The organism is Klebsiella sp. TF21-TM (assembly GCF_019753495.1).
Taxonomy (GTDB): domain Bacteria; phylum Pseudomonadota; class Gammaproteobacteria; order Enterobacterales; family Enterobacteriaceae; genus Klebsiella; species Klebsiella quasipneumoniae.
In genome coordinates this window covers 110246-135719 of the sequence record NZ_JAIJYL010000010.1, presented here as the reverse complement: position 1 = coordinate 135719, position 25474 = coordinate 110246, and the positions used below count along the sequence as shown (strand labels likewise).

Below are 25474 nucleotides of genomic sequence, written 5' to 3'. Positions count from 1 at the left end.
TTTTACAGGGTAAACCGCATGAAAAAGATCGCACTCTCTCTCATTACGCTGGGTCTGCTGCAGTCGACGGCGGTGCTGGCCACCGCCCCGACGCCGGTGCCGGCGGCCATTGCCGAACACAATGGCCCGATCCGCATTGCAGTGATCCGCAACCTGGGGTCTGACGATAACACCACCCAGTTTGTCGCCGGGGCGCTGCAGGAAGGCAAAAAGCTCGGTTTCAAAATCAGCACCTTCCTGAGCAACGGCGATGACGCCAAATTCCAGGACTTCGTCAACCAGGCGATCAGCCAGAAATACGACGGCATTATTCTCTCCCAGGGGCGTGACCCCTATTCGACGGCCCTGGTGAAGAAGGCGGTGGACGCCGGGATCAAAGTGGCGGTGTTCGATACCGCGGTGAGCGGCGAGATCCCCGGCGTGACGGTCAGCCAGCAGGATGACGCCTCACTGACCGATCTCTCCTTTGGCCAGCTGGTGAAAGACTTCAACGGCAAAGCCAACATCGTCAAGCTGTGGGTGGCGGGTTTCCCGCCAATGGAGCGCCGTCAGGCGGCTTACCAGACGCTGCTGAAGCAAAATCCGGGGATTAAAGAGCTGGAGTCGATCGGCGCCGTTTCGTCCGATGTGCAGGGCGACACTGCCAACAAGGTGGGGGCGATCCTCGCCAAATATCCGAAAGGGAAAATCGACGCTATCTGGGGCACCTGGGATGCCTTTAGCCAGGGGGCCTATAAGGCGCTGAAAGAGAACGGCCGCACCGAGATCAAACTCTACAGTATTGATATTTCCAACCAGGATCTGCAGCTGATGCGCGAAGCCGGCAGCCCGTGGAAGGTGAGCGTGGCGGTGGATCCGAAGCTTATCGGCGCGACCAACGTGCGGCTGATCGCCAATAAGATCGCCGGCGAGCCGACGCCGGCCACCTACGACTTCAAGGCGGCGGCGATCCCGCAGGCGCTGCTGGCGGCCCAGCCGGGGGCGGTGAACGTGGCCACGCTGGGGAAAATCATTCCGGGCTGGGGCCAGACGGAAGACTTTATCGCGCCGTGGTTTGCGACGCTGGAAGCGAAAAACAAATAAAACGAAGCCGGGTGGCGGCGGGGGCGGCCTGTTGCCATTTCCCACAGGGAGAGGGGGAAAACCAACAGCGCCCGTAGGCCCGGTAAGCGCAGCGCCACCGGGCGAAAGGAATTCCCTATGTCAGCATTACCTTCCCCAGAATACAGCCGCAATATGCGGCTGATCGGCCATAGCGACCAGGGCGGTCGTCCGGACGGCGTCCAGCTGATGGTGCACCGCGGATTCGCCTATATCGGCCATATGGTGTCGCAGGGTTTTTCCGTGGTCGATGTTCGCGATCCGACCCGGCCCACCACGGTCAACTATATTGCCGCGCCGCCGGGCACCTGGAACGTGCACCTCCAGGCGCATGACGATCTGCTGCTGGTGATCAACGCCCGGGATCTGTTTGCCGACGCCCGTTTTGCCGATGAGAAGGTGTACTACACCCGCTCGGTGGGTGACACGGTCAGCGATGTGCAGGACAAAGGCTGGAGCGCCGGGCTGCGCGTGTTTGATATCTCCACGCCGGATAAGCCGCGTGAAATTGGCTTTCTGTCGCTGAGCGGTATCGGCATTCACCGCATCTGGTACGTCGGCGGCCGCTGGGCGTATGTGTCCGCGCTGATCGACGGTTTTACCGACTACATCTTCCTGACCATCGATCTGGCCGATCCGCGTAAACCGCAGGTTGCCGGGCGCTGGTGGCTGCCGGGGATGCACCAGGCGGGCGGTGAAACACCGGACTGGCCGCAGGGCAAACGCTATGCCCTGCACCACGCCATTATTGCCGGGGATACCGCCTACGGCAGCTGGCGCGACGGCGGCCTGACGCTGCTGGATGTCAAAGATCGTACCCAGCCGACGCTGATCAGCCATCGCAACTGGAGCCCGCCGTTCGGCGGCGGAACGCATACCGCGCTGCCGCTGCCGGATCGCGATCTGCTGGTGGTGCTGGATGAAGCGGTGCTCGACAATCAGGAGGACGGCGAGAAGCTGATCTGGCTGTTTGATATTCGCGAGCCGGCGAACCCGGTGAGTATCTCAACTTTCCCACAGCCTGACGAAATCGACTATGCGGCGAAAGGGGCGCACTTCGGGCCGCATAACCTGCATGAGAACCGGCCGGGGAGCTTTGTCAGCTCAACGCTTATCTTCGCCACCTATCAGAATGCCGGCGTGCGGGCGTACGATATTTCCAACCCGTATCGTCCGCTGGAGACCGGGGCGCTGGTGCCGGCTGCTCCTGAGAGGATGATGGATACCCGTCCCGGCCGCCCGCGGGTGATCCAGTCCTGCGATGTGTTTGTCGATGCGCAGGGCATTATCTACAGCACCGATTACAACGGCGGGCTGTCGGTGATTGAGTATCTGGGGTGAGGACAAGGTCAACGCAAAAAGGCAATGACAATTGCCTTTTTCTGGCTGATGACAAACCTGTTTCGTTATTGTGTTCGCATGTCTGCCGGGTGGCGGCTTTCGCCTTACCCGGCCTACAAAAGACTGCAATATCAAACCGTCATGCGGTTATCTGTAGGCCCGCGCAAGCGCAGCGCCGCCGGGCAATCTCAGAAGATTGCACTTTTTAGGCTTTGCTCCCTCTCCCTGTGGCAGAGGGCTGGGGAGAGGGCAACAGGCCGCGCTCAGCTGTACTGGCGCACCCGCGCCAGCAGCTCGTCGACGCTGTCGATACGCTCGGCCAATACGATCAGCGCTTTGCCCAGGGTAATGGCGTGGCGCAGGCACTCATGCCGCATAGCGTCATCCTGGATAGTGTCGATATCCGCGACGTGCGACAGCCCGACGCTGCGGCGGATCAGTTCGCTGCCGCAGAAGCCGACCGCGTCCGCCCAGACCTTTTTCAGAAAGGCGGAGGCGTAGCCGGGGTAAGCCAGCGCCGCGTCGCGGGTTTTCTCCGCCGCCAGCGCCTGGAAGCGCTCGGCAAAGGTGGTCCACAGCTGGTGGATGTCGTTCAGCCGCTGCTCGCGCGCGGCGGCGGCGTCGCGAATGCCGAGCTGGCCCGGCAGGCCGCAGTAGTTCAGCAGCAGGTTGCCGATGGCGGTGCCGATATCGAAGCCGATGGGGCCGAAGTAGCCGAACTCGGCGTCGATGGCCTTCAGGCTGCCTTCGGCAACGAAAATCGACCCGCTGTGGATATCGCCGTGCAGCAGCGCTTCCGCATGGGCAAAGAAACGGTGCTTCAGCGCCGCCACCGCCAGCTTAAGCTGGGCGTCGTCGCGCAGGGCGGCGACATCGGCCTCCAGCTCCGCCGGGTAGTTATTGCGCGCGTGGATCTGATACGGGTCGTTAAAGAACAGATCCTCGGTGATCTCGCACATCGCCGGGTTAATAAACTGCGCCACCTGCGCCTTTTTCTCGTGGGGATGGAGATAGAAATCGCTGGTGTGAAACAGCACCTGCGCCAGATAGTCGCCAAGCTGGCGGGCCGCCTGAGGGTAGTAGACGTTAGCGATAAGCTCCCCGCGCCAGATGCGGTGGTCAGAAAGATCTTCCATCACCATCACCGCCAGTTCGGGATCAAAGTGATGGATTTTTACCGTGTGCTGCGGGCTGTGCTGATAGTGGGCGACCAGGGTCTGCGCTTCCAGACGGGCGCGGTCAAGGGTCAGCGGCCAGGATTCGCCGACGCAGCGCACGTAGGGCAGGGCCTGTTTGACGATCGCCCGGCTGACGCCCTGGCGATCGAACACTTTAAACACCAGATTGAGGTTGCCATCGCCCACTTCCTGCGCGCTGACCAGCTCAGATGGGTTGTCGATGCCGGCGAACTGCTGCGCGTAAGCCACGGCGTCGTGGGCGGTGAAGGTATGGTATTGCGACATTGCCTCGATCCTCGAATTCTGATTAAGCCGTTCAGACGTCTATACTTCTGGATTTCATCCTGACACAATGTGATACAACAACGCAACAGGGATTTAACGACATGCAGACATTACAGACCACCAGCCTGCGGGTGAGTGAAAATCAGCTTTTTATTCTCGACCAGCAGGCCTTGCCGCAGGAAAAACGCTGGCTGGCGGCGGATAACGTTGCGCTGCTGGTGGACCATATTCACGCCCTGCGGGTGCGCGGCGCGCCGTTGATTGGCCTGTCCGCCAGCCTGCTGCTGGCCCTGCTGGCCCAGCGCGGCCTGAGCCGGGATGAACTCCAGCAGGCGCTGGAGACGCTGCGCGCGGCGCGGCCGACGGCGGTCAACCTGATGAATAATCTGGATCGCATGAAGCAGGCGCTGGCCCGGGAGGATTACCCGCAGGCGCTGGAAGCGGAAGCCCTGCGTCTGGTCGAAGAAGATAAACAGCTGTGCGATCGCATCGCTGAGGCGGGCAGTGCGCTGGTGAAGCCCGGTAGCCGTCTGCTGACCCACTGCAACACCGGTGGCCTGGCGACCGCCGGGGTGGGGACCGCCCTGGGCGTTATCGCGCTGGCGCACCGGCAGGGAAAGGTGGCCAGCGTGTGGGTCGATGAAACCCGGCCGCTGCTGCAGGGCGGACGTTTAACCGCGTGGGAGCTGGGCGAGCTGTGCGTGCCCTATCAGCTGATCACCGATTCAATGGCCGCCAGCCTGATGGCGCAGGGGCAGGTGGATGCGGTGTGGGTCGGTGCTGACCGTATCGCCGCCAACGGCGATGTGGCGAATAAAATCGGCACCTATTCGCTGGCGGTTTTGGCCCATTACCACCAGATCCCGTTCTACGTCGCTGCGCCGCAGACGACCCTCGATCGCCATTGCCCGAACGGGGCGGCCATCCCCATTGAGCAGCGCGCCGCGGCGGAAGTGACCGGGGTGGCGGGCAGCTTTGGCGCGGTACAATGGGCGCCGACCGGGGCCGCCGTTTACAATCCGGCGTTCGACGTCACGCCTGCCAGGCTGATTAGCGGCTGGGTGCTGGACAGCGGGGTGGTCACCCCGGCGCAAGTTACCGCCGGGGCGTTTGCGGCGGACCACGGATAGCGGACCTTGTGCCGGGCCTGGAAAAAACGGTTTCCCGGGCCCGGGCAATCGCCTGGCCGCTACGGCAGGACCATCGCTACCGCCGGGGCGGAGGGCCGGTCGATACGCTGACCCAGCGCGGTGATAGCCGCCTGGAAGGGACACAGCGTACCGACGTCGGTCTGACGGCAGCCCGGCTGACGCCACTCCTGACGCAGCATTGGGTGCTGCGCGTCCGGCGTCTGCAGACGACGCAGGTCGTCGAGACCTTGCGCCTGGAAATAGACCCGCAGATAGCGTTCCCCGCTCTTCGCGTCGCGCCAGCGCTCCAGCACCAGGCTACTGCCCGGCGGGATATTTCCCCGGCTGTAGCCCGGCAGCTGCCAGCTAAAGTTCATCAGCGTGCGCACCATGGCGATATTGGTGTCATGGGCCACCAGCAGCAGCCAGCGTACGTTCGGATTCGCCTCTGGTTTGACGCCGTCGAGCATGGCGTTGAGCAGCACCGACCCGCGTTTTTGCGCGGTATACAGCACGTCGTTGCTCAGATCGTAGTTTTCCGTTAACAGCGGCAGCAGGGCGGTGATCTGACTGGCCTGGGCGATCTTGCCCCACGCCAGCTGGCTGAGAGGCAGGTTTTCACTCCAGCCGAGACGCAGCGTCTCCACCATATTGGCCATCACGCTCAGTCCGCTAATGGTGGTTTTCCCGCTTTTACTCTGCTCGACCTGCCACGGGGTGTCGAAGACCGGACAGGGCTTATCGGCCTGACAAACCGCCTGTTTCAAAAGCTGGATGGCCGGCTCCAGCGCCTGCCGACGCTGCGCCAGATCCCCGGCCTTCTCTTTTACCGCCGCCAGCTGGCGGGCGGGGTCGGTTTGCGTGGCGGCGAATTTGTCGGTCTGAAACAGCGGATCGGCGTCCCCGCTGACGTAATGGATAGCGACGCCGCAGCCGGGGAAGGCGCCATCCACCAGCGCCTGGGCGGTCGCCCGCGTCCGCTGCAGCGGGCTGGCGCGCACGTAAATCGACTCCGCCGTCGGGCATCCCGCCTGCAGCAGGCCAAGCTGGCGATAGTGCTGGCCTTCCTCACGCCCTTTATTGACCACGGCGGCATAGCCATGACCGGTGAGCTCGCCGTCATGGGTGGTCCACTCGGTCCACGGTCGTCCGGTGGCGGCCTCGATGGCTTCCCGGTTGCCGGCCGTCGGCGGACGAATCCCGTGGCGGCTAAGCTCCACCACTTTCTCCAGCTGCCAGTCCGCGGCGGCGGCAGATTGCAGCGCCAGCAGCGGCAGCGCGCAGGCGATAAACAGGCGTAACAGCCCCTGATGTCTTGCAGGCATCATATCTTCTTCCTTAATTCGTTAATCGGTTATGAGGAGAACGAGGTCTGCCGTTCGACGGCATGGCGCCGGGCGACGATGGCGGCAGTGGTAAAACAGAGTAGCGCGGAACCCAGACCGGTACCCACCCAGAACAGCGCCAACGTGCTGAAATCATACAGCGTTTTGCCGTTCTCAAGGATAGCCGTTTTATCAATAATGATCCCGGTGAGAAACTCGCCCAGGCCGGCGCCGGCGTAGCTGGCGATGCCGATGGTGCCGAGCGCGGCCCCCGCCGCTTTGCGCGAGGAGATATCGACGGCGATCAGCCCGCCGAGGAAGCAGGTCAGAGCGCCAATGGTTGCTCCGAAGATAATCATCGCCAGAATATCAGTGTAATAACTGTGCGGCGACCAGAGCATCAGGGCGAAGCCGGCGGTGTTCAGCAGGCTGATAAACCCGGCCATCACGCTGCGGTTGCGCGGGAAAAAGCGGTCGGAGAGCATGCCGGCGATGATGGTCCCGGCGATGCCGGCGATGGCGTTGACGCCGATAATCCCAGAGGCCTCCAGCGTGGAGTAGGCTTTATCCTGCTCCAGAAAGAAGATCCCCCAGGAGTTGACGGCGTAGCGGTCGATGTACATAAAGGCGGAGGCGAGGGCGAGGGTCCACAGCGCCGGGTTGCGCAGCGCCAGCAGCTGGTTTTTAAACACCGAGCCGCGGGCTTCGGCCTCCTCCTGCGGTTCATCGCGGATGACGTTGATGGACGGGAAGCCGCTGCTCTGCGGCGAATCGTGCATGAACAGCACCAGCAGCACCACGCCGGCGGCGCCGAGCGCGGCGGTGGACAGGTAGCCCATCTGCCAGCCAAACCCGGCGATCACCGCGGCGATCACCATATAGGTGACGGCCTCGCCGATATTATGCGCCGTCGACCAGATGCCATAGAAGGTGCCGCGCTCCTTAACGCCGTACCAGCGCGCCAGCGAGACCGCGCAGGGGCCGACGCCCATCGACTGCGCCCAGCCGTTGATCCCCCAGAAGATGGCCAGCAGCAGGGCGTTGGTGGTCATCCCCATCATCAGGTTCATCCCGGCGCTGAGCAATAAACCGAGGCTCATATAGCGCACCACGTTGGCGTGGTCGGCGATAAAGCCGTTGACCAGTTTGCCGATGGCGTAGCTGAAGAACAGGGTGGAGCCGATCATGCCGAGCTCCGTCGGGGTGATCCCCAACTCCACCAGCGCGCTTTTGGCGACGGTGAACGATAACCGGCAGACGTAAAAGGTGACGTAGGCCAGGGTCATGGCGATAAAGGTTTGCCAGCGCACCCGGCGAAAACGGTGTTCATCAAACGCGGCGCCCGCTTTCGGCGGCGACGCCCGGAAAAAAGCGATAATTCCAGACATAGGTGGTTCTCCGCAGGTCGGAGGCCTGACTGATTGATGTGGTTCGTCCGTGAATGAAGTTATCGTTACTGTGTAGAGTACATAATCAGAAATAGCCTGACCCGTAAGGGTTAATGTAATGGTTGTAGGATCATCTTTTTCAGCTGCGGGTAGAGCGTCTGGCTGGCCAGCAGCAGCGGGTTGCCGCGCTGGATCCCCTCCTGCGCCAGAAAATCGTTGCTGGCGCCGCCCGCTTCGCGCATCAGCACCAGCCCCGGCAGGGCGTCCCATGGGTTCATGTGCGGCTCGTAGTAGCCAATCAAGCGGCCTGCCGCCGCCCAGGCGCTCATCAGCGCGCCGGAGCCGTTGCGGATAAACATGCCGCCGTCGCTGAGCAGCGCCTGCAGAAACGGCAGAAAGTCCGCCGGGGTGACGCGATGCGAGGTGCCGACGCCCATCACCCCCTCCCTGACCGTCGTCGCGGGGTGCGGACGGATCGGGGCGTCGTTGAGCCAGGCGCCATGGCCCCGCAGGGCGTGAAACAGCTCGCGATGGTTGGGGTCATAGACCACGCCGATGACCGGTTCGCCGTCGGCGACGATCGCCAGCGACAGGCACCAGGTGTGCAAGCCGTTGAGGAAACAGCTGGTGCCATCGATGGGGTCGACCACCCACAGCACCCGCGCGTCGGACAGGCGGGCGCCGCTCTCTTCGCCGAGAAAACCATCCTCCGGAAACGCGCTCTGAATGCGCTGTTTCACAAAGGCCTCCACCCGCTTATCGGCCACGCTGACCACATCCTGCAGATCGTCGCCCTTATGGTCGACGGTCAGCGCTTCGCGTTGTTGATAGTATTCAAACGCCAGCTCAGCCCCCGCTTTCGCCAGCTCGCAGGCCAGGCGGTAGCGGGTCTGTAGCGCTTCTGATTCCTGAGATTGCATAGTGACTCCCTATTTTGCACACGTGTGCATTTTGCGTGAAAAAAACAGCCCCGAAGGGCCGAATGAGTGTGGCCGGGTTTCACAGAAGATTCTGTGATCGATCCAGCATAAAATGATTTTTTCATTTCGCACTTTGACGAATAATTAGTTTCACCGGCACTTCGCGATGGCGCGAGGGCAGGCTGAAGCGGGCGATCCGCGTCATCAACAGATCCACCGCGTGGTGGGCCAGCAGGGCGGTATTCTGTTGAACGGTGGTGAGCTGATAGGGGCGCCAGTCCGCCTGCGGGATATCGTCAAAGCCGACGATGGCCGGTAGCGGGGCGGCGGCGGGGGCGTCCCGCAGGCCGTCCAGGGCGCCCAGCGCCAGCATATCGGTGGCGCAGAACAGGGCCTGCACCCCGGGGTTTTCAGCAACTAATTCTCTGGCGGCCTGGTGGCCGGCCTGATAACCGCCGCCGTCGCAAAAGCGGCTGGTCACCGTCATGCCCGACGTCTGAGCGATAAAAGCGTCATAACGCTGGCGGGTGCTGAAGTTCTCGCGATTTTCGCCAATAAAGCCAACCTGCCGCCAGCCTCGACGACTGAACAAGCCCGCCACCAGCTTCGCCCCCTGGGCGTTATCGCTGCACACCCGGTCGCAGCCGGCGAGGTCCGCATGACGGTTGATCAGGGTGACGGGGATCTTGCGCGCCAGGTACTCTTCCGCCAGCGACAGCGGCGGCGCGCCGGAGGTGATGATCACGCCGGCGACGTGGTAGCTCAGCAGCTGTTTAAGCGAAGGGGCGAGCTGCTGCGGATCGTCAGCGTTCATCAGCAGCGGCATAAAGCCGTTGAGCGCCAGCTGATGGACCAGCGGCGCCAGCAGTTTGCTGCGAAACGGGTTGTCGAAACCGGCGGTGACGATGCCGATAAAATTACTGCTGCCGGTGATCATCGTCCGGGCGATGATATTCACCTGATAGCCCAGAGCTTCCGCGGCGCTCAGCACCTTCTGCCGGGTCTTCTCCGACACCGAGGCGCCGGGGGTGAAGGTACGGGAGACCGCCGAGCGCGAGACGCCGGCCAGTCTGGCCACATCCTCGGCCTTAATCCATTTTTTATCGCTCATCGTCGTTTCGCGCCGTCTGTTTTCCAGGAAGCCGACGCCCGGGCGGGCGTCGGTCACGCACACTGCCTGAAAAGGTATCACAGAAAGGCGCCGACGCGCAGCGCCTTGCGCCTTATGCCGGGTAGCGGATGTGCTCCACCTCACGCTGCAAAATCACCTTACCGTGGCGAATGGAGGTTAGCACCCGCGCCTGGCGGCGGACGGCCTCGTAGTCGTTTTCCGCATCGAGGATCAGCAGGTTAGCCGGGCGGCCTTCGGCGAGGCCGTAGTTATCGCCCAGACAGAGCGCCCGGGCGCTGTTGTCGGTGACGAAGTCAAGGCAGCGCTGCAGATCGTCATAGCCGAGCATATGACAGATGTGCAGTCCGGCATCCAGAATGCGCAGGATATTGCCGTTCCCCAGCGGATACCACGGATCCTGAATCGAGTCCTGAGCAAAGCAGACGTTGATGCCGGCGCGATCCAGCTCCGCCACCCGGGTGACGCCGCGCCGTTTCGGCCAGCTGTCAAACCGGCCCTGCAGATGAATGCTTTCGGTCGGGCAGGAGATAAAGTTGATCCCCGAGGCTTTCAGCAGGCGAAACAGCTTCGAACAGTAGGCGTTGTCATAAGAGCCCATCGCGCAGGTGTGGCTGGCGGTGACCTGCGCCCCCATACCGCGCACCCGGGCCTCTTCCGCCAGCACTTCGAGGAAACGCGACTGCGGATCGTCGATTTCATCGCAGTGGACATCCACCAGGCGGCCATAGCGCTGGGCGAGGTCCATCAAAAACATCACCGAACTGACCCCTTTGTCGCGGGTGTTTTCATAGTGCGGAATACCGCCCACCACGTCGGCGCCCATCTCGATGGCGCGCGTCATCAGCCCCCGACCGTCGGGGTAGGATTCAATCCCCTCCTGCGGAAAGGCGACAATCTGCAGATCGATGAGATCGGCGGCCTCTTTTTTCACCGCCAGCAGCGCCTGCAGGGCCGACAGCGACGGGTCGGTGACATCCACATGGGTCCGGACGTGCTGGACGCCGAAATCGCGCAGCATGCCGATGGTTTTCAGCGCCCGCTGGCGGGTGTCCTCCGGGGTGATGCTCGCTTTGCGCTGGCTCCAGCGGGTGATGCCTTCAAACAGGGTGCCGCTGCGGTTCCACTCCGGCTCGCCCGCGGTGAGGGTGGCGTCAAGATGAATATGCGGCTCGACGAAGGGGGGGATCGCCAGCCGGCCCTGGGCGTCGATATCGCCGGCGTCGGCGGTCTGCATCGCGGTTTGGGCGGTCATGCGCTGAATCAGGCCGTCCTGCAGCTCAAGGGTAAACAGCGCCTCCTGGCGGCGCAGGCGGGCGTTAACAATTTTCATGGTTGGTCCTGTAAATGGTTTTGCGATAAACGCCAGATCACCAGCGCGACCGAGGCGTTGAGATGAAACTGAGGGTGGCTGACCGGGTAGCCGGTCAGTTTTTCAATACGCTGGATGCGCTGATGCAGGGTGTTGCGATGGAGACCCAGCCGGTCGGCGGCCCGCACCACGTTGCCGTTCTCCTGCTGCAGCGTCTCGAGGGTCTCCAGCAGCAGCCACGGCGCTTTACGGCCCGGCTCGATCAGGCAGCCCAGGGTGTCGTGCATAAAATCGTTGAGCAGCGCCGGGTCGCTGACCGCGGACAGCAGTTTGATAAACCCCAGCTGCTGATAGTCGCTGATCCGCTGGGTCGGCCGCAGGGTATCGCAAAGATCCAGTGCCTGTCGCGCCTGCGACAGCGCCCGCGGGTAGCCCTGCAGCTGCCTGACCGGCGCGGAAAGGCCGCAGAGCAGCGACAAACTCTCTTCTCCCTCCGCCAGCGTCTGCAGCCACTGCTGCAGCCACTTTTTCTGCTGAAAGCCTTCCCCCTCCTCATCCGGCAGCAGGAAAAGGAACATATTGCTGCGCTCCAGCAGCGGGAAGGGGTTGCCCTGCTGGTTGAGCTGCAGCTGCAGCTGCTGGCGCACGCTGCGGTGGGCCTGCTGCAGCCAGGCTTCGGCCTGTTCGGGCGGAAACTGGCGAAACAGGCGGGACAGTCCCTCCAGGCGCAGCGCCGCCAGCCGCAGCGGGCGGGTAAAATCGAGCTGCTGGTGGAGGGCGCGCTGGTGGAGCATCTGCAGGTCCGGATAGTCGCCGGTGACCAGCTGCATCAGGATGTCGCGCTGCGACTGCAGGGCGCTTTCGCTGCGAACCAGCGCGGTGCCGACCCGCTCGGTGACAATCACCATCTTCAGCAGGTAGGGCTGCTCGATCAGTGGAATGCCCAGCTCGTCGGCAAGCGCGATCAGCGTGGCGGGAATGGCGTGGATATAGGCCTCGCCGGTGAGGATCACCATCCCGGCGATGCCGTGCTGTTTGCCCTCCATCAGCAGCTGGATCAGGTTGGCTTCATCCCGGGGATGGTTGATGCCAGTGATAAAGACCAGCTCGCCGCCCATGATCCACTCGGCGATATGCTCATTTTCCGCCACGTAGTACCAGCGTACCGCCCGCTGCAGCCCTTGCTTTCCCGCCCGCAGACGCAGGGCGGAGAGTCCCTCAAGGGCCAGCAGTTCGCTGACCGTCAGGCTCATGGCTCCTGCTCCGCGACGGCGGCAGGCTGACGCTTGCTTAGCAGGGTCAGGGCGATATAGACCAGCGCGGAGACGGTGATCCCCACCAGCGGCGCGATCCACGGCGACAGATAAGCCACCACCGCGCCGGCGGCGTAGGCGCCGAGTCCCAGCCAGTTAAAACGCGGCAAGCGGGCGTTCTGCAGCAGGGGATAGCGCCCGCCGCGGGCGAACCAGTAGTCGGCGAGGATCACCCCGCCGATGGGCGGGATAATGCTGCCCAGCAGCACGAGGAACGGGATCAGCATTTCGTACATACCGCCAATGGCCAGCACAATGCCCACCCCGGCGGCGGCGAGGGTCAGCGTGCGGCGACGTTCGCTGCGCAGCAGATGGCAGGCGGCGGCGGAGACGTTATAGATGGTGGGGCCCTGGATGGTCAGCAGATTGAGACACAGCATGATCACCGCGGCCACCGACAGCCCCTGCAGGATCAGCACTTCGACGATATCGGCCTGTTGATAGACGATAGCGCACCAGGCGCCGGCAACGATCATCAGCCCGTTGCCGACGAGGAAGCTGCCCATGCTGGCGAGAATGGCGGTACGGCTGGAGTTGGCCAGCCGGGTCCAGTTTGTCGCCTGGGTGGCGCCGCTGGCGAAGGTGCCAAAGACCATGGTGATGGCCGCCGACCAGGTCATGGCGTCGCCTGGCGCAATGCGGGTCATCGCCTGCCAGCCGCCGGCGTGGCGCAGCGCCAGATACATGGAGACCACCAGCAGCACGAACATCAGCGGCACCGACAGGCGCGACAGCGCGTCCAGCCCCTTGTAGCCCACCAGCGCGGTGACGCAGAACAGAATGCCAAACAGCACCATCAGCGGCAGGGTCAGCGCCTCGGGCAGGGCGAGGATCTTCACCAGCGAGATAGCGACCGTGGCCGTCCCCCACGCGTACCAGCCCAGCTCGGCAAAGCCAAGGATAAAATCGGCCAGCTTGCTGCCGATTTCGCCGAAGCAGAAGCGGCCCATCAGCACCGTATTCAGGCCGCTGCGCGCGGCGATCCAACCCAGCGATGCGGCATACAGGGCCAGCAAGGCGTTGCCGATGACGGCTATCCACAGCAGATTGACGATGGAAAAGGAGACGCCGAGTTTACCGCCGGCGAACATCGTGCCGGTGAAAAAGGTAAAGCTGAATAACACCATGGCGATGGAAAATACGCCTTTACGTCCGGCGGCGGGCGCTTCGACGAGGGGAAAATCATTGCTGTTTGACATCCTGGAACCTCTGGCTGGTTAGATGGGCGGTGATAGCCGGAAGTAGCAAGAGATGTGCCAGGAAAAACCGGGCACGGGGAATAGCGCGCGGTGTGCAATATGCACAGTTATTGCGGGATGTAGGGGGAGTAATGCCATTTTAGTGTGCATCCTGCCATGTTTTGCACCAGTCGGGGGCAGAGGAGAGCGGCGACGGTATTCCCGGCGCAGGCGGAGAATTTCAACCAGCAGAATCCGCCAGCGTTTTGGCGCCAGACAGGAGGGAATCGTAGCGGACTCACCGCGGTTGGTTAAATTGCTGTGAATAAAGGTTATTTAATATGCATTTATGATATAACCATTTGTCTTATGTGTGTTTCCTGAAATATTGTTCCCTCCGGTTAGCGGTGTTAGTATCGGGTAAATAGCCATTTAGACGGCTAAATAAATCATCGCTAACCTAAGGAACTGCTATGTGGCAAGAAAGACTCGCGCAACTGGTTACCACCTGTCATTGGATCGGCGCGAAAGGCTGGGCGCCGGCGACCGGCGGCAATATGTCGGTGCGTCAGGATGACACCTGGTGCTGGCTAAGCGAGTCGGGCCGCGACAAAGGCAGCCTGACGACCGAGGATTTCCTGCAGGTGGAGATCGCCACCAACCAGGCCCCTTCCGGACGGAAACCGTCGGCCGAGACCGGCCTGCACACGCTGGTCTATCGCCTGTTCCCGGAGGCCAACGTGGTGCTGCATGTGCATACCGTCAACGCCACCGTGCTGTCGCGCATCGAAAAAAGCGACACGCTGGCGCTGCAGGGGTATGAAATGCAGAAAACCCTCAGCGGGCAGCACAGCCATCTCGACACCGTTCCGGTCGCCATCTTCGATAACGATCAGGATATTGACGCCCTGGCGGCGCGGATTGCCGATTATGCGCAAACCCGCCCGCTGCGCTACGGCTTTCTGCTGCGCGGACATGGCCTGACCTGCTGGGGGAAAGATATTCAGGAGGCCCGCCGACAACTGGAAGGGCTGGAGTTCCTGTTCGAGTGCGAGCTGATGCGCCGCCGCTACGAGCCTTGAGCCGGAGCAGGTATGGATTTTTATCTTGGTATCGATATCGGCACCTCCCGGGTGAAAGCGGTGCTGTTTGATCAGCATTTCACCGCGCGCGCCAGCGCCGCGGAAAACACCTCCCCCCGCCTGTCGGCCAATGGCTACGCGGAACAGGATATGACCCAGCTGTGGCATTCGGTGCTGGCTATTCTGCGCCAGATTGCCCGCCACCCGGCGCTGCAGGCGGGGCGGCTGCGGGCCATCGGCCTCGCCGGGCAAGGGGAGGGAGTCTGGCTCAGCGATGAGCAGGGCGAACCGGTGGGCCCGGGGATCCTGTGGAGCGATACCCGCAGCCACGCGCTGATGAGCGACCTGCTGCGCCGGCCCGGCTTTGACCGCCGCTATTTCGCCGATACCGGCACCCACCTGCAGCCCTGCAATACCAGCCTGCAGCTGTACTGGCTGAAACAGTATCAGCCGGAGCGGCTGGCGGCCGCGCGCTATCTGTTTTTCGCCAAGGACTGGATCCGCTTTCGCCTGACCGGCGTGGCGGCGCTGGAGCTGACGGACGCCAGCAGCTCGTTACTCAATCAGCAGAGCGGCAGCTGGTCCTCGGTGGTGATGAACGAGATGGGGCTGGACGAACTGCTGCCGCTGTTTCCCCCGCTGCTGGCCCCGGATGCTCCGGCCGGCACGCTGAGCGACGCGGTGGCGGCGCTGACCGGGCTGCCCGCCGCGACGCCGGTGGCCGCCGGGGCGCTGGATGTCTGCAGCGCCGCGCTGGGCTGCGGCGCGGTCAACGAAGGGGACATCTACACGATCCTCGGCACCACCTGCTGCACCGGGATCGTCTGCCGCGGCCCGCAGACGGTGAACGAGGCGACGCGCTTTGTCACCCATACCGAAGCCGGACAGGTGATCTCGCTGTTTCCGATGCAGGCCGGTACGCCAAACATTGACTGGCTGCAGCAGCATATTTCGCTGGACGCCGATCTGGGTCGGCTGGAGCAGGCGATCGCGGACGTGGAGCCGGGCAGCGGCGGCGTCTTCTGGCAGCCGTACCTCAATGGCGAACGCGCGCCGTTTTACAGTCCCGACGCGCGGGCCGGCTTTATCGGCATTAGCCCGCACACCACCCGCGCCGAACTGCAGCGCGCGGTGTTTGAAGGCCTGGCCTTCGCCATTGTCGATGCGCTGCAGGGTTATCCGCAGGGCGGCGAGCTGTATCTGACCGGCGGCGGCGCCGCCTCGGCCACCTGGCTGCAGATTATCGCCGACTGTACCGGGCGCACGGTGGTCTCCAGCGCCTTTAACGAACTGAGCGCGCGCGGGGCGGCGATTCTGGCGGCCCGCAGCGTCGCTGCGCTGGCCGAGACGCCTCCGCTGGCGCAGACCCGCTATCAGCCGCGCCCTCAGGCGCATGCCCGCTATGCGGCGCTGTATCCCGTTTATCGCCTGCTGCGCGAGCAGATGCTGCCGGTATGGCAGGCCAGGCAGGCCGCTCTTCAACATCTTTCTCAGGAAGTACAACCATGAAAATCGTTTTTACCGCCGAGCATGCTGGCGACCTTAGCGCCTTCCACCTGCTGGGCGAGCTGCTGGTAGAGGGATGGGCGCTGGGCAAACCGAAACTCAGCGCCGGCCAGCTGATTGAGCTGGCCCACGACGCCGAGGTGCTGGTGACCAGCTATGATGAAGTGACGGACGCGGTGATGGCCGCCTGTCCGCGCCTGCAGGTGATCGCCTGTACCCGCGCCAATCCGGTGAATATTGATACCCAGGCCGCGCAGGCGCGCGGCATCCGGGTGCTCTACACCCCGGGGCGCAATGCCGATGCCGCCGCGGAGCTGACGCTTGGCCTGATGCTCAGCCTGGCGCGCCACATTCCGCAATCCCATGCGGCGCTGAAGCGGGGGGAGTTCACGCAGGCTGATAATGCCGCCGCCGCCACCCAGCAGGGCCTGCGGCGGGATGTGGTCTGGGACGTAAGCCCGGAAAGCCCCTATGAAGTGTTTAAGGGCAGTGAACTGCGCAATAAAACGTTGGGGCTGGTGGGCTATGGCAACATTGGCCGCCGGGTGGCGCGTATCGCCCGGGCGTTCGGCATGGCGGTGCGGGTGGTGGATCCGTTCGTCGCCGCAGAGGATATCAATGAGCCAGGGCTACAGAAAACGACCCTGGAGGCGCTGTTCCGCGACGCGGATATCGTCAGCCTGCATCTGAGCAGCGGACCGCACAGCGACGGGCTGGTGAATGCGGCGCTGTTAAACAGCATGAAGCCCGGCGCGCTGCTGATCAATACCTCCCGCGCGGCGGTGGTCGACGAAGCGGCGCTGATTGATGCCCTGCGTCACGGCCCGCTGGGCGGCGCGGCGCTGGACGTGTATCACCGAGAACCGCTGTGGCGCGATCACCCATTTGTCACCGAGTTTGATAACGTGATTATTACGCCGCATATCGCCGGGGCTACCCGGGAGAGTATCGCCAAACACACGGCGATGATTGCCGCCGATCTTCAGCGCTATGTCGCCGGAGAGCCGCTGCTGTACCAGTGGCGTTAAGCCGCTAGCGCCGCCGCGCCTGCGGCGGCGCGGGTCCAGCGTCAGGGGCGATGGGCCGCCATAAAAGCCTGGGTCTGTTCCCAGTCCACCACCCCGGCATCCGATCCCATCCCGGTCGCCACCAGCGCGGCCACCGCCGAGGCGACGTCGCACGCTGCTTTCACGCTGAGTCCGCGCGCCAGCGCGGCTATAAACCCGCCGCAGTAGCTGTCGCCGCAGCCGGTGGTATCCACCGCCTCGACCGGCCACGGCGCAATATGCTCCAGCACGCCATCGCGGCCGATAAGCCAGGAGCCGTTCTCGCCGTCTTTCAGAATGCAGGTGCCCACGCCCAGCGCAAAGAAAAAGCGGGCGATGGCCTCCGGCTGCGTCTCCCCGGAGAGAAAGGCGGCTTCCTCCAGGGAAGGCATGAAATAATCCACCGACGGCAGCAGGGGCCGCAGCAGTTCCAGGGTGTGTTCATTCGGGGCGATAAGATCAAAGCTGGTGGTGACCCCGCGCGCTTTGGCCGCCTGCAACAGCCGCGCGCTCTGTCCCTGGTCCATTGCCGCCAGCAGTCCGGTCCCGCCGTGATGCAGGAAGCGACAGTCAAGGACGGCGTCAAATTCCGCCTCACTGACGAACAGGGCGTCAGACGCACCCCGGCAGTGCAGGGCCGGACGTTCGCCGTTGGGGCGAATCGGCAGGATCGTCGCCGAGGTCTCCTTCAGCGCGGTGCGCTGGATAAGCGAGCAGTCGATGCCCAGCCGGGCATAGCTGGCGAGGATAAAGTCGGCTTTTTCATCTTCGCCCAGGCAGGCCACCGCTGCGGTGCGGATCCCGAGCTTCGCGGCGTTAATATTGGCCCCCGCGGCGGTGCCGGCGGGGTTGAGGCGAATTTGCTCAATAAAGGCGACGCCGCCGCGCGGCGGGATCGCCACCACCGGGCGCCCGGCGGTATCCAGAATAGTCAGGCCGACAAACACGGCGTCAAAGGTTGCCATCGGTCTCCCGTTTAGCGATGCGTTTGGCGCAGGCGCGCCTGCCAGAAGGATAGGGCGAGGGCCACCACCAGAATCACCCCGACCAGCGCGTCCTTCACCAGATAATTGAGCCCCATCAGATTCAGACCATTATCAATAATGGCGAGGAACAGCACGCCGCCCAGCGTGCCGGCGATGCTGACCCGTCCCAGACGGTTAAAGGCGGTGCCGATAAACACCGCCGCAATGGCGTCCATCAGATAAGACTGCCCGGCCAGCGGGGTAAATTGCCGCAGGTTGGCGGAGAGGATCACCCCGCCGATGGCGCAGAGGGCCGAGGCGGCCACCAGCACGCCGAGCATGGTCAGGCGATCGCGGATCCCGGCGATGCGCGCCGCTTCGCTGTTCTGACCGATGGCGCGGATATATTTGCCCCACAGGGTACGCTCGGTGACCAGCCAGGCCGCCAGCCACAGCGCCAGCACGATCGCGACCGGCGTGGGGATGCCGCCAAGGTTACCCACCGCCAGGTCGTGATACTCGGGGGCCATCCGCCGATAGGCTATCGCGCCGCCGCCATCGGTATAGATGCGTTCGGCGCTGCTGGCGATAAACCAGGTGCCGAGGGTGGCGAGGAAGGGGCGGATCCGGCAGATGAGGATCAGAAAAGCATTGAGCAGGCCAATCAGCACCCCGCCGAGCAGGGCGCAGCCCACCGCCGCCTGCCACGGCAGATGCCAGGTTTTCAGGGCGACGAGGGCGAAGGCGGCGCCAAAATCGAGCGCGACGCCTACCGACAGGTCAATCGCGCCCGCGCTGACGATCAAGGTCATCGCCATCGCCACAATCAGCAGGATCGCGCTGCCCTGCAGCAGGTTGGCCCAGTTATCCACGGTTAAAAATACCGGATTCGCCCAGCCGAACAGGGCAATGGACAGCAGGGTGATGACGCCGAATCCGGCCCGCGACAGCCAGGCCAGCGGGCTGCTGACCGTCTGTTCCGCAGGCGCTGGGGTTTTCAGGGTGATTTGGCTCATGCCTCGCCTCCTTTGTGTCTGACCGCCGATGCCGCCAGCACCACCAGGATCAGGCCGCCTTTAATGGCGCCCATCCAGAAGATATTGACCCCCAGCAGGCCGAGCCCGTTAGAGAGGGCGTTAACCAGAATCGCCCCCAGCAGCGCGCCCCAGATGGTGACCACCCGACGACGCGAGAAGGCGGCGCCGATAAAGGTCGCCAGCACGGTTTCCAGCAGCAACGGCGTGGCCGTTCCGCTGGAGCTGCCGGAGCCCTGGCTGAGCAGCGGCAGAATAGCCAGCCCGGCGGCGATGCCCGCTAACAGCCAGACCAGTAGGGTTAAGCGGCGCACGTTCAGGCCGCTCATCTGCGCCATATCGCGATTGCCGCCCACCGCCTGCACATGCTGGCCGAAGCGGGAGTGATGGAGCAGGAACTGGAACAGGATAAACACCCCCAGCAGATAGACCAGCGGCCAGGGCAGGCCCAGCACGCTGTTATCGCGAAAGGCGACCATCAGCGGATCGCTGACCGCGATGCGCCGCTGGCCGGTCAACAGGTCCGTCAGGCCGGTAAACGCCACCGAGGTCGAGAGGGTGGCCAGCAGCGGCGGCAGGCCGGCCGCCAGCACCAGGAAGCCGTTGATCGCCCCGCAGAGCAGGCAAACCGCCGTCAGCAGCGCCAGCAGCAGGAGATACGGCGTGTGCCATTCGGCCAGCCCAAGGCTGAGCAGCGCGACGCCGAGCACCGCGGTCGCCGGCAGGGAGAGGTCGATGCCGCCGGAGACCACGTCATCTCCGCCAACGGCGATGACGCAGACCAGGCCGAAACAGAGGATCGCCAGCGGAACGCTCTGGACCAGCATCAGGCTGATATTTTGCCAGCTGAGGAAGTAGGGCGACTGCACGCTCAGCCACACCAGCAGCGCCAGAAACAGGATCAGGGGGAATTTTTCAATAAGCGTCGCCAGGCCCGGACGGCTGCGACGCTGGATAGCGGTACTCATGGTGAAGGCTCCTGTCCGCCGTTGATCGCCACCAGCAGGGCGTCGAGGGTCAGCCCGCGGGTGGGCAGATTGGCCGCCAGCGCGCCGCGCCAGAGGACGAGGATCCGGTCGCATAGTCCGAGTAATTCGGTGGCGTCGCTGGAGGAGACCAGCACCGCCCGTCCTTGATCGGCCAGCTGGCGCGTACGTTGATAAATATCGCGGCGGGCGCCGATATCAACCCCAAGGGTGGGTTCATCGAGAATAAACAGCCGGGCATCGGTGCCGAGCCAGCGGGCGAGGATCGCTTTTTGCTGGTTGCCGCCGCTCATGTAGCGTACCGGCAGGGCCGGGCGTCCCGGGCGGATCGCCAGCTGTGCTATCCAGTCGCGCGCTTTCTGCTCGGCAAGCCCCCGCCGCTCCCAGCCAAAGGTGGCGGTCTCGGGCAGCGAGGCGAGATTAATGTTGTCAGCGGTGGTGAAAGGCAGGATCAGCCCCTGATGACGGCGGTCACGCGGGACCAGCGCCATTCCGGCGCGGATCGCCTGCTTTGGCGTACGGATACGTCGCGGCTGGCCGTCGAGGTGGATCGTACCGCGCTCCGCCGGGCGCAAGCCGTAGAGTAAGTCAACCAGCACATCGCGCCCGGCCCCGAGCAGGCCGGCGACGCCGACGATCTCCCCCGGGTGAATATCAAAAGAGAGGTCCTGTAGCTGCCGTCCGTCGCTCAACTGGCGCACCGAGAGTAATGGAGCAGCCCCGTTGTCTGCCGCCGGGCGCTGGCGCGGGGTATACAGCTGGTCGATTTCCCGGCCGACCATCATGGCGATCAGCGCCTCGGTATTCTGCAGCAGGTCGCGGTCCGGGTAGCCGACCACTTCCCCGTTGCGCAGCACGGTGCCGCGGTCGCAGAGGGTGGCTATCTCATTGAGGTAGTGGGAAATATACAGAATGGCAATGCCCTGGTCGCGCAGGCGCAGGATGGCGGAGGAGACCAGACTGGCCTCCTGGGCCTCGAGGGGGGCGGTGGGCTCGTCGAACACCACCAGCCGCGCCGCGCCGTCGATCAGCGCGCGGGCGATTTGCACCAGCTTGCGCTCGGCCAGGCTCAGATCCCGCACCAGACGTTCGGGGTCGATCGCCAGCTGCCAGTTTTGCTGGAAAAATTGCGCCGTGGCGGCCCTCATCCGTCGGCGATCCAGCGCCCCCCAGCGGGTGCGATACTCCTGACCCAGAAACACCGATTCCGCGACGGTAAAGTGCGGGATCAGGTTGAGCTCCTGGTGGATCACGCGGATGCCGGCGGCTTCGATGGCTGCCGGGTTGCCGAGGGGCAGCGGGCGGCCGTCGAGGGTCGCGCTACCGCTGTCGGCCTGATAGACGCCGGCGAGGATTTTGATCAGCGTCGATTTACCGGCGCCGTTCTCGCCAATCAGGCCATGAATTTCCCCCGGGTTGAGGCGCAGGGTAACCGCATTCAGCGCCGTTACGCTGGCAAAACGTTTGCCGATCTGGTCCATGACCAGACCCGCGGCGGGGCGCTCCCCGCCAGGGTGTTGATTTATCACTGCAGTTCGCCGTATCCCAACTGTTTATACACCGCTTTCGCTTCCTGCGGACCTTTCACCGGTATGACCGGGATAAAGGTTTGCACCGGCAGTTTCTGACCGGCAAAGTAGCGGGCCACGTTATCGGCGGAGGTCTGGCCGATCAGATGCGGCTGCTGTGCGACGTTAGCCACGAAGGGGCTGCCGGGCTCCGCCATGATCTCCAGTGTCTCCGGGCCGGCGTCGATGGCCGTCACTTTCACGTCCTTATCACGACCGGTCTCTTCCAGCGCCTGGACGATACCGATGGCCGGTTGATCCCAGCAGGCGACATGGATGGCATCCAGTTTGCCTTTCGGGTACTGGCTGAGTAATTCGAGGGTTTTCTTCCGCGCGTCTTCCGGCGAGTTGGCGAACTGTTCCGCGAGCTCAGGCTGGATAATATGAATATCCGGATAATCCTTAAGGACATATTTCCACTGATCGTAACGAATTCCGCAAATACGCAGCGCGCTGGAGAACGCGTTAAATACCGCCACATTACCTTTGCCGCCTAATTCGTCCGCCATGTAGCGACCGATGGTGGAGCCCAGAGTGTAGTTATCGGAGGTGGAATTGTTGACCGAATATTGTGAAACATGATCCACGGTGAATACCGGGATGCCGGCATCACGTAAGGCTTTAAATTTGGGTTCGACGGCGCTGTCGCCGAGAATACTAATTACCGCGTCCACCTTGCGTGACAGTAAAATATCGTGATTATTGGCATGAACCTGATTATCCCGGCCGCCATCGACGCCAATGACTTTGCCCCCCAGCTTCTCCACTTCTTCTGTCGCGCCTTTGAAAGCCTCGCGATCCCAGAAATGCTGGGTGCCTACGACGGCCACGCCAATGGTTTTTCCCTGTAATGAGAGGGCGTCAGCGGCGGTGACGCTCAGCGAGGCAAGGGAAAGCAGTCCCAGCGCGGCAGGCAATAATTTTCTCTTCTGCGACATTGTTATTATGATCCTGTGATGAAGGTGGTTGCGGACCGGTAGCATGACAAGAAGCACCTCGCCACCTCAAATACAAAATAAGTCTAAGTTATGCCGGCAATGTTATATCGCGGAAACGCCAGAGAAAAAGTTTATTTTGTCATGAAGAACCTGAAAATATTTCATGATGCCGGGTAGGCCTTTTTATTTTGTGGTTTTATTTTTGGTTTGTTCTGTGTTTATTTAGCGGATAAAGACAATTTTCTTAATATTATGAGTGCATGGGAAATACGGCCTCTACTGCGAAAAAGAGAAGATTGCGCGGGCTAACGCTTTTTTTAGCAGAGCAATGTCTGGCCGGGTAAGGAATATTACCGCATTTCCCCGCTTTATTTTAACGAACCTTAGGCTGAGAAGAACGCGGGCGCTATGAAGAAACAGCATAATTATACGGTGATGCACTGGGGAACCTGGCAGGTGGAGAGCCGCGAGGGCGAGATCGTGGCGGTTAAGCCGGTGCCCTGGGATAAAAACCCCTCACGCATCGGTCAATCGCTCCCCGACGCGGTGACCAGCCAAACGCGCATTCGCCGCCCGGCGGTGCGCGTCGGCTATCTGCAGCACGGGCCGGCGTCACGAGAAGGGCGAGGCAAGGAGCCCTTTGTCGAAGTCAGCTGGGAGGTGGCCCTGGACCTGGTGGCTCGCGAGCTGCGCTCGGTCAAGGCGCGCTGCGGCAATGAGGCGATTTACGGCGGCTCCTACGGCTGGGCCAGCGCCGGGCGCTTTCACCATGCGCAGAGCCAGCTGCACCGTTTTCTTAAGGGCTTTGGCGGGTATACCGCCAGCACCAATACCTATAGCAGCGCCGCGGGCGAGCGCATTCTGCCGCATATTCTCGGGCCGCTGAGCCCGCTGCACCGTCAGCATACCCATTTTTCCGAGCTGGCGCGGGAGTGTCAGCTGTTTGTCGCGATTGGCGGTCTGCCGCTGCGCAATGCCCAGGTCAACGGCGGCGGCGCCAATGACCATATGCTGCCGTACTGGCTGGATAAGATGCAGGCCAACGGCACGCGGTTTATTAATATCAGTCCGGTGCGCAATGACCTCAGCGCGGTGGCCGACGCCGAGTGGCTGGCCATTCGGCCGGGTACCGATACCGCACTGCTGCTGGCGCTGAGCTATGTGCTGATCGCTGAGTCCCTCTACGACCAGGCGTTTGTCGCCAGCCATACCGTCGGGTTTGCTCCCTATCGCGCCTATCTGTTGGGCGAGCATGACGGCGTGGCGAAAACCCCGGCGTGGGCGGCGGCGATAACCGGCCTGGACGCGCAGCGCATCGCCGACCTGGCGCGGGAGATGGCCCGCCACCGGACGATGGTGAATATCTCCTGGTCTATCCAGCGCGCCCGTCAGGGGGAGCAGGCCTACTGGGCGACGGTGGCCCTGACCGCGCTGCTGGGACAGATCGGCACGCCGGGCGGCGGCCTCGGGTTTGGCTATGCCTGTACCAACCTGGCGGGCGCGGTGCGAAAAGCGTTTTCCGGCCCGCGCTTGCCCGCCGGGGAGAATGCGGTGGACAGCGTCATCCCGGTGGCGCGGCTGTCCGATATGCTGCTGCACCCGGGAGAAGCCTATGAGTTCGACGGTCAGCAGCTGCATTATCCCGACATCCGTCTGGTCTACTGGGCGGGAGGCAATGCGTTTCATCATCACCAGGATATTAACCGACTGTGCGAGGCCTGGCGCCGTCCGGAGACGGTGGTGGTGCATGAGCAGTACTGGACCGCGCAGGCCAAATTCTCCGACATCGTTCTGCCGGCTACCACCTCGCTGGAGCGAGAGGATATCGGCAGCGGCGGTCACGACGGGTTTATGATTGCCATGAGCGCGCAGATCCCGCCAGTGGGCGAAGCGCGTGATGATTACGCTATTTTCCTCGATCTTGCCGGGCGGTTGGGCTTCGGAGAACAGTTCAGCGAGGGGCGGGACGCCGGGCAATGGCTGCGCCATCTCTATGAGGAGTCAAGACCGCGGGCGCAGGAGGAGGGCATTGCGCTGCCCTCGTTCGAAGACTTCTGGCAGCAAGGGGTGCTGGAGTACAGCGCGCCGGCGCGGCCGCAGGTCTTTCTCGCCGATTTTCGCGCCGATCCGCAGCGCTATCCGCTTTCCACGCCCTCCGGCAAGATTGAACTCTTTTCCGCTACCGTCGCCGGGTTTGGCTATCGCGAATGCCCTGGCCATCCCTGGTGGGATGAGGAAGAGGCCGCCCGGCAGCGACAGGAGGCGGCGCGCTGGCCGCTTCATCTGCTCTCCAGTCAGCCGCGCGCCCGTCTGCACAGTCAGTACGACCACGGCAGCGTCAGCCGGGCGACGAAAATTCAGGGACGCGAGCCGTTGTGGATGCATCCGCAGGATGCGCAGGCAAGAGACATTCGCGAAGGCAGCGTGGTGAAAGTGTATAACGACCGTGGGGCGATTCTCGCGGGCGTGCACCTGAGCGAGCAGATTTTGCCGGGGGTGGTACAGATGTCCACCGGCGCGTGGTATGACCCTCTGGATCCGAATGAAAAAGGATCTCTCGATAAGCACGGTAATCCCAACGTGTTAACCGCGGATCGCGGCAGTTCGCGTCTGGGACAGGGCTGTAGCGCCCAGAGCTGTTGGGTGGAGATCGCCCCGTGGCGAGAGGAACTGCCGCCGATCACCGCCTTTGACCCGCCGAAGTTTATTGCGGTTTAGGTGTCAGGGATCGCCGGCGGCGGGTCGGCTA

General features: G+C 63.1%; 20 protein-coding genes. 7 read left to right on the top strand and 13 right to left on the bottom strand.

Annotation, left to right across the window (positions count from 1 at the left end; translation table 11 throughout):
* The first annotated feature begins 18 nt into the window (after positions 1–18).
* Entirely contained in the window at positions 19–1083 is a 1065-nt protein-coding gene (locus K5R89_RS12080; RefSeq protein WP_101976518.1) for a sugar ABC transporter substrate-binding protein, read from the top strand.
* A 117-nt stretch (positions 1084–1200) separates the two neighbouring features.
* Positions 1201–2442, top strand: a complete 1242-nt coding sequence (locus K5R89_RS12075; RefSeq protein ID WP_044521566.1) for an LVIVD repeat-containing protein — start codon at positions 1201–1203, stop codon at positions 2440–2442.
* Positions 2443–2705: 263 nt separating this feature from the next.
* Here the strand turns inward: K5R89_RS12075 and mtnK are convergent, their stop codons facing one another.
* Positions 2706–3905: an S-methyl-5-thioribose kinase gene (gene mtnK, locus K5R89_RS12070; RefSeq protein WP_023288798.1), complete on the bottom strand. Its 1200-nt coding sequence runs from the start codon at positions 3903–3905 to the stop codon at positions 2706–2708.
* Between the two features lie 101 nt (positions 3906–4006).
* On the opposite strand from mtnK, the gene mtnA reads away from it, so the two are divergent.
* On the top strand, positions 4007–5035 hold the full coding sequence (gene mtnA / locus K5R89_RS12065; protein WP_217259380.1) for an S-methyl-5-thioribose-1-phosphate isomerase: 1029 nt from the start codon (positions 4007–4009) through the stop codon (positions 5033–5035).
* Positions 5036–5094: 59 nt separating this feature from the next.
* On the opposite strand, the gene K5R89_RS12060 is transcribed toward mtnA, so the two are convergent.
* From K5R89_RS12060 to codB, 7 genes are all read right to left on the bottom strand, one after another.
* Positions 5095–6363 (bottom strand): histidine phosphatase family protein, encoded by a 1269-nt coding sequence (locus K5R89_RS12060; RefSeq protein ID WP_044521580.1) that lies wholly within the window; start codon positions 6361–6363, stop codon positions 5095–5097.
* 26 nt (positions 6364–6389) lie between these two features.
* Positions 6390–7748, bottom strand: a complete 1359-nt coding sequence (locus K5R89_RS12055; RefSeq protein WP_044521583.1) for an MFS transporter — start codon at positions 7746–7748, stop codon at positions 6390–6392.
* Positions 7749–7858: 110 nt separating this feature from the next.
* Positions 7859–8668, bottom strand: coding sequence for an inositol monophosphatase (locus K5R89_RS12050; protein ID WP_044521584.1), 810 nt, complete (start codon positions 8666–8668; stop codon positions 7859–7861).
* 121 nt (positions 8669–8789) lie between these two features.
* Positions 8790–9746 (bottom strand): LacI family DNA-binding transcriptional regulator, encoded by a 957-nt coding sequence (locus K5R89_RS12045; RefSeq protein ID WP_072096504.1) that lies wholly within the window; start codon positions 9744–9746, stop codon positions 8790–8792.
* Positions 9747–9891: 145 nt separating this feature from the next.
* Positions 9892–11130, bottom strand: coding sequence for a cytosine deaminase (codA, locus tag K5R89_RS12040; protein WP_048297026.1), 1239 nt, complete (start codon positions 11128–11130; stop codon positions 9892–9894).
* Entirely contained in the window at positions 11127–12362 is a 1236-nt protein-coding gene (locus K5R89_RS12035) for a PucR family transcriptional regulator ligand-binding domain-containing protein (RefSeq protein ID WP_217259381.1), read from the bottom strand. The genes codA and K5R89_RS12035 overlap by 4 nt, the downstream gene beginning before the upstream one ends.
* The gene (gene codB, locus K5R89_RS12030; RefSeq protein ID WP_032455098.1) at positions 12359–13621 is read right to left on the bottom strand and encodes a cytosine permease; all 1263 of its coding nucleotides are present in this window, start codon (positions 13619–13621) and stop codon (positions 12359–12361) included. The genes K5R89_RS12035 and codB overlap by 4 nt, the downstream gene beginning before the upstream one ends.
* A 452-nt stretch (positions 13622–14073) precedes the next feature.
* Between codB and K5R89_RS12025 the strand changes: the two genes are divergently transcribed.
* From K5R89_RS12025 to K5R89_RS12015, 3 genes are read left to right on the top strand one after another with little or no spacing between them, the layout of a single operon-like run.
* Positions 14074–14682, top strand: coding sequence for a methylthioribulose 1-phosphate dehydratase (locus K5R89_RS12025; RefSeq protein WP_008805607.1), 609 nt, complete (start codon positions 14074–14076; stop codon positions 14680–14682).
* A 12-nt stretch (positions 14683–14694) separates the two neighbouring features.
* Positions 14695–16191: an FGGY-family carbohydrate kinase gene (locus K5R89_RS12020; RefSeq protein ID WP_044521590.1), complete on the top strand. Its 1497-nt coding sequence runs from the start codon at positions 14695–14697 to the stop codon at positions 16189–16191.
* Positions 16188–17216, top strand: coding sequence for a 2-hydroxyacid dehydrogenase (locus K5R89_RS12015; protein WP_101866122.1), 1029 nt, complete (start codon positions 16188–16190; stop codon positions 17214–17216). Before K5R89_RS12020 ends, K5R89_RS12015 begins: the two co-directional genes overlap by 4 nt.
* Before the next feature lie 41 nt (positions 17217–17257).
* Here the strand turns inward: K5R89_RS12015 and K5R89_RS12010 are convergent, their stop codons facing one another.
* The 5 genes from K5R89_RS12010 to K5R89_RS11990 are packed head-to-tail and all read right to left on the bottom strand — an operon-like array spanning position 17258 to position 22725.
* Positions 17258–18199: a carbohydrate kinase family protein gene (locus tag K5R89_RS12010; protein WP_221853864.1), complete on the bottom strand. Its 942-nt coding sequence runs from the start codon at positions 18197–18199 to the stop codon at positions 17258–17260.
* 11 nt (positions 18200–18210) lie between these two features.
* Positions 18211–19215, bottom strand: coding sequence for an ABC transporter permease (locus tag K5R89_RS12005; RefSeq protein WP_171878983.1), 1005 nt, complete (start codon positions 19213–19215; stop codon positions 18211–18213).
* On the bottom strand, positions 19212–20201 hold the full coding sequence (locus K5R89_RS12000) for an ABC transporter permease (RefSeq protein WP_032455106.1): 990 nt from the start codon (positions 20199–20201) through the stop codon (positions 19212–19214). The genes K5R89_RS12005 and K5R89_RS12000 overlap by 4 nt, the downstream gene beginning before the upstream one ends.
* A complete protein-coding gene (locus K5R89_RS11995) occupies positions 20198–21700 on the bottom strand; it encodes a sugar ABC transporter ATP-binding protein (protein WP_074186689.1) in 1503 nt (500 codons plus the stop codon). Before K5R89_RS11995 ends, K5R89_RS12000 begins: the two co-directional genes overlap by 4 nt.
* A gap of 44 nt (positions 21701–21744) precedes the next feature.
* Positions 21745–22725 (bottom strand): sugar ABC transporter substrate-binding protein, encoded by a 981-nt coding sequence (locus K5R89_RS11990; RefSeq protein ID WP_023288813.1) that lies wholly within the window; start codon positions 22723–22725, stop codon positions 21745–21747.
* 408 nt (positions 22726–23133) lie between these two features.
* On the opposite strand from K5R89_RS11990, the gene K5R89_RS11985 reads away from it, so the two are divergent.
* Positions 23134–25443 (top strand): molybdopterin-dependent oxidoreductase, encoded by a 2310-nt coding sequence (locus K5R89_RS11985; RefSeq protein WP_072421915.1) that lies wholly within the window; start codon positions 23134–23136, stop codon positions 25441–25443.
* Positions 25444–25474 lie beyond the last annotated feature (31 nt).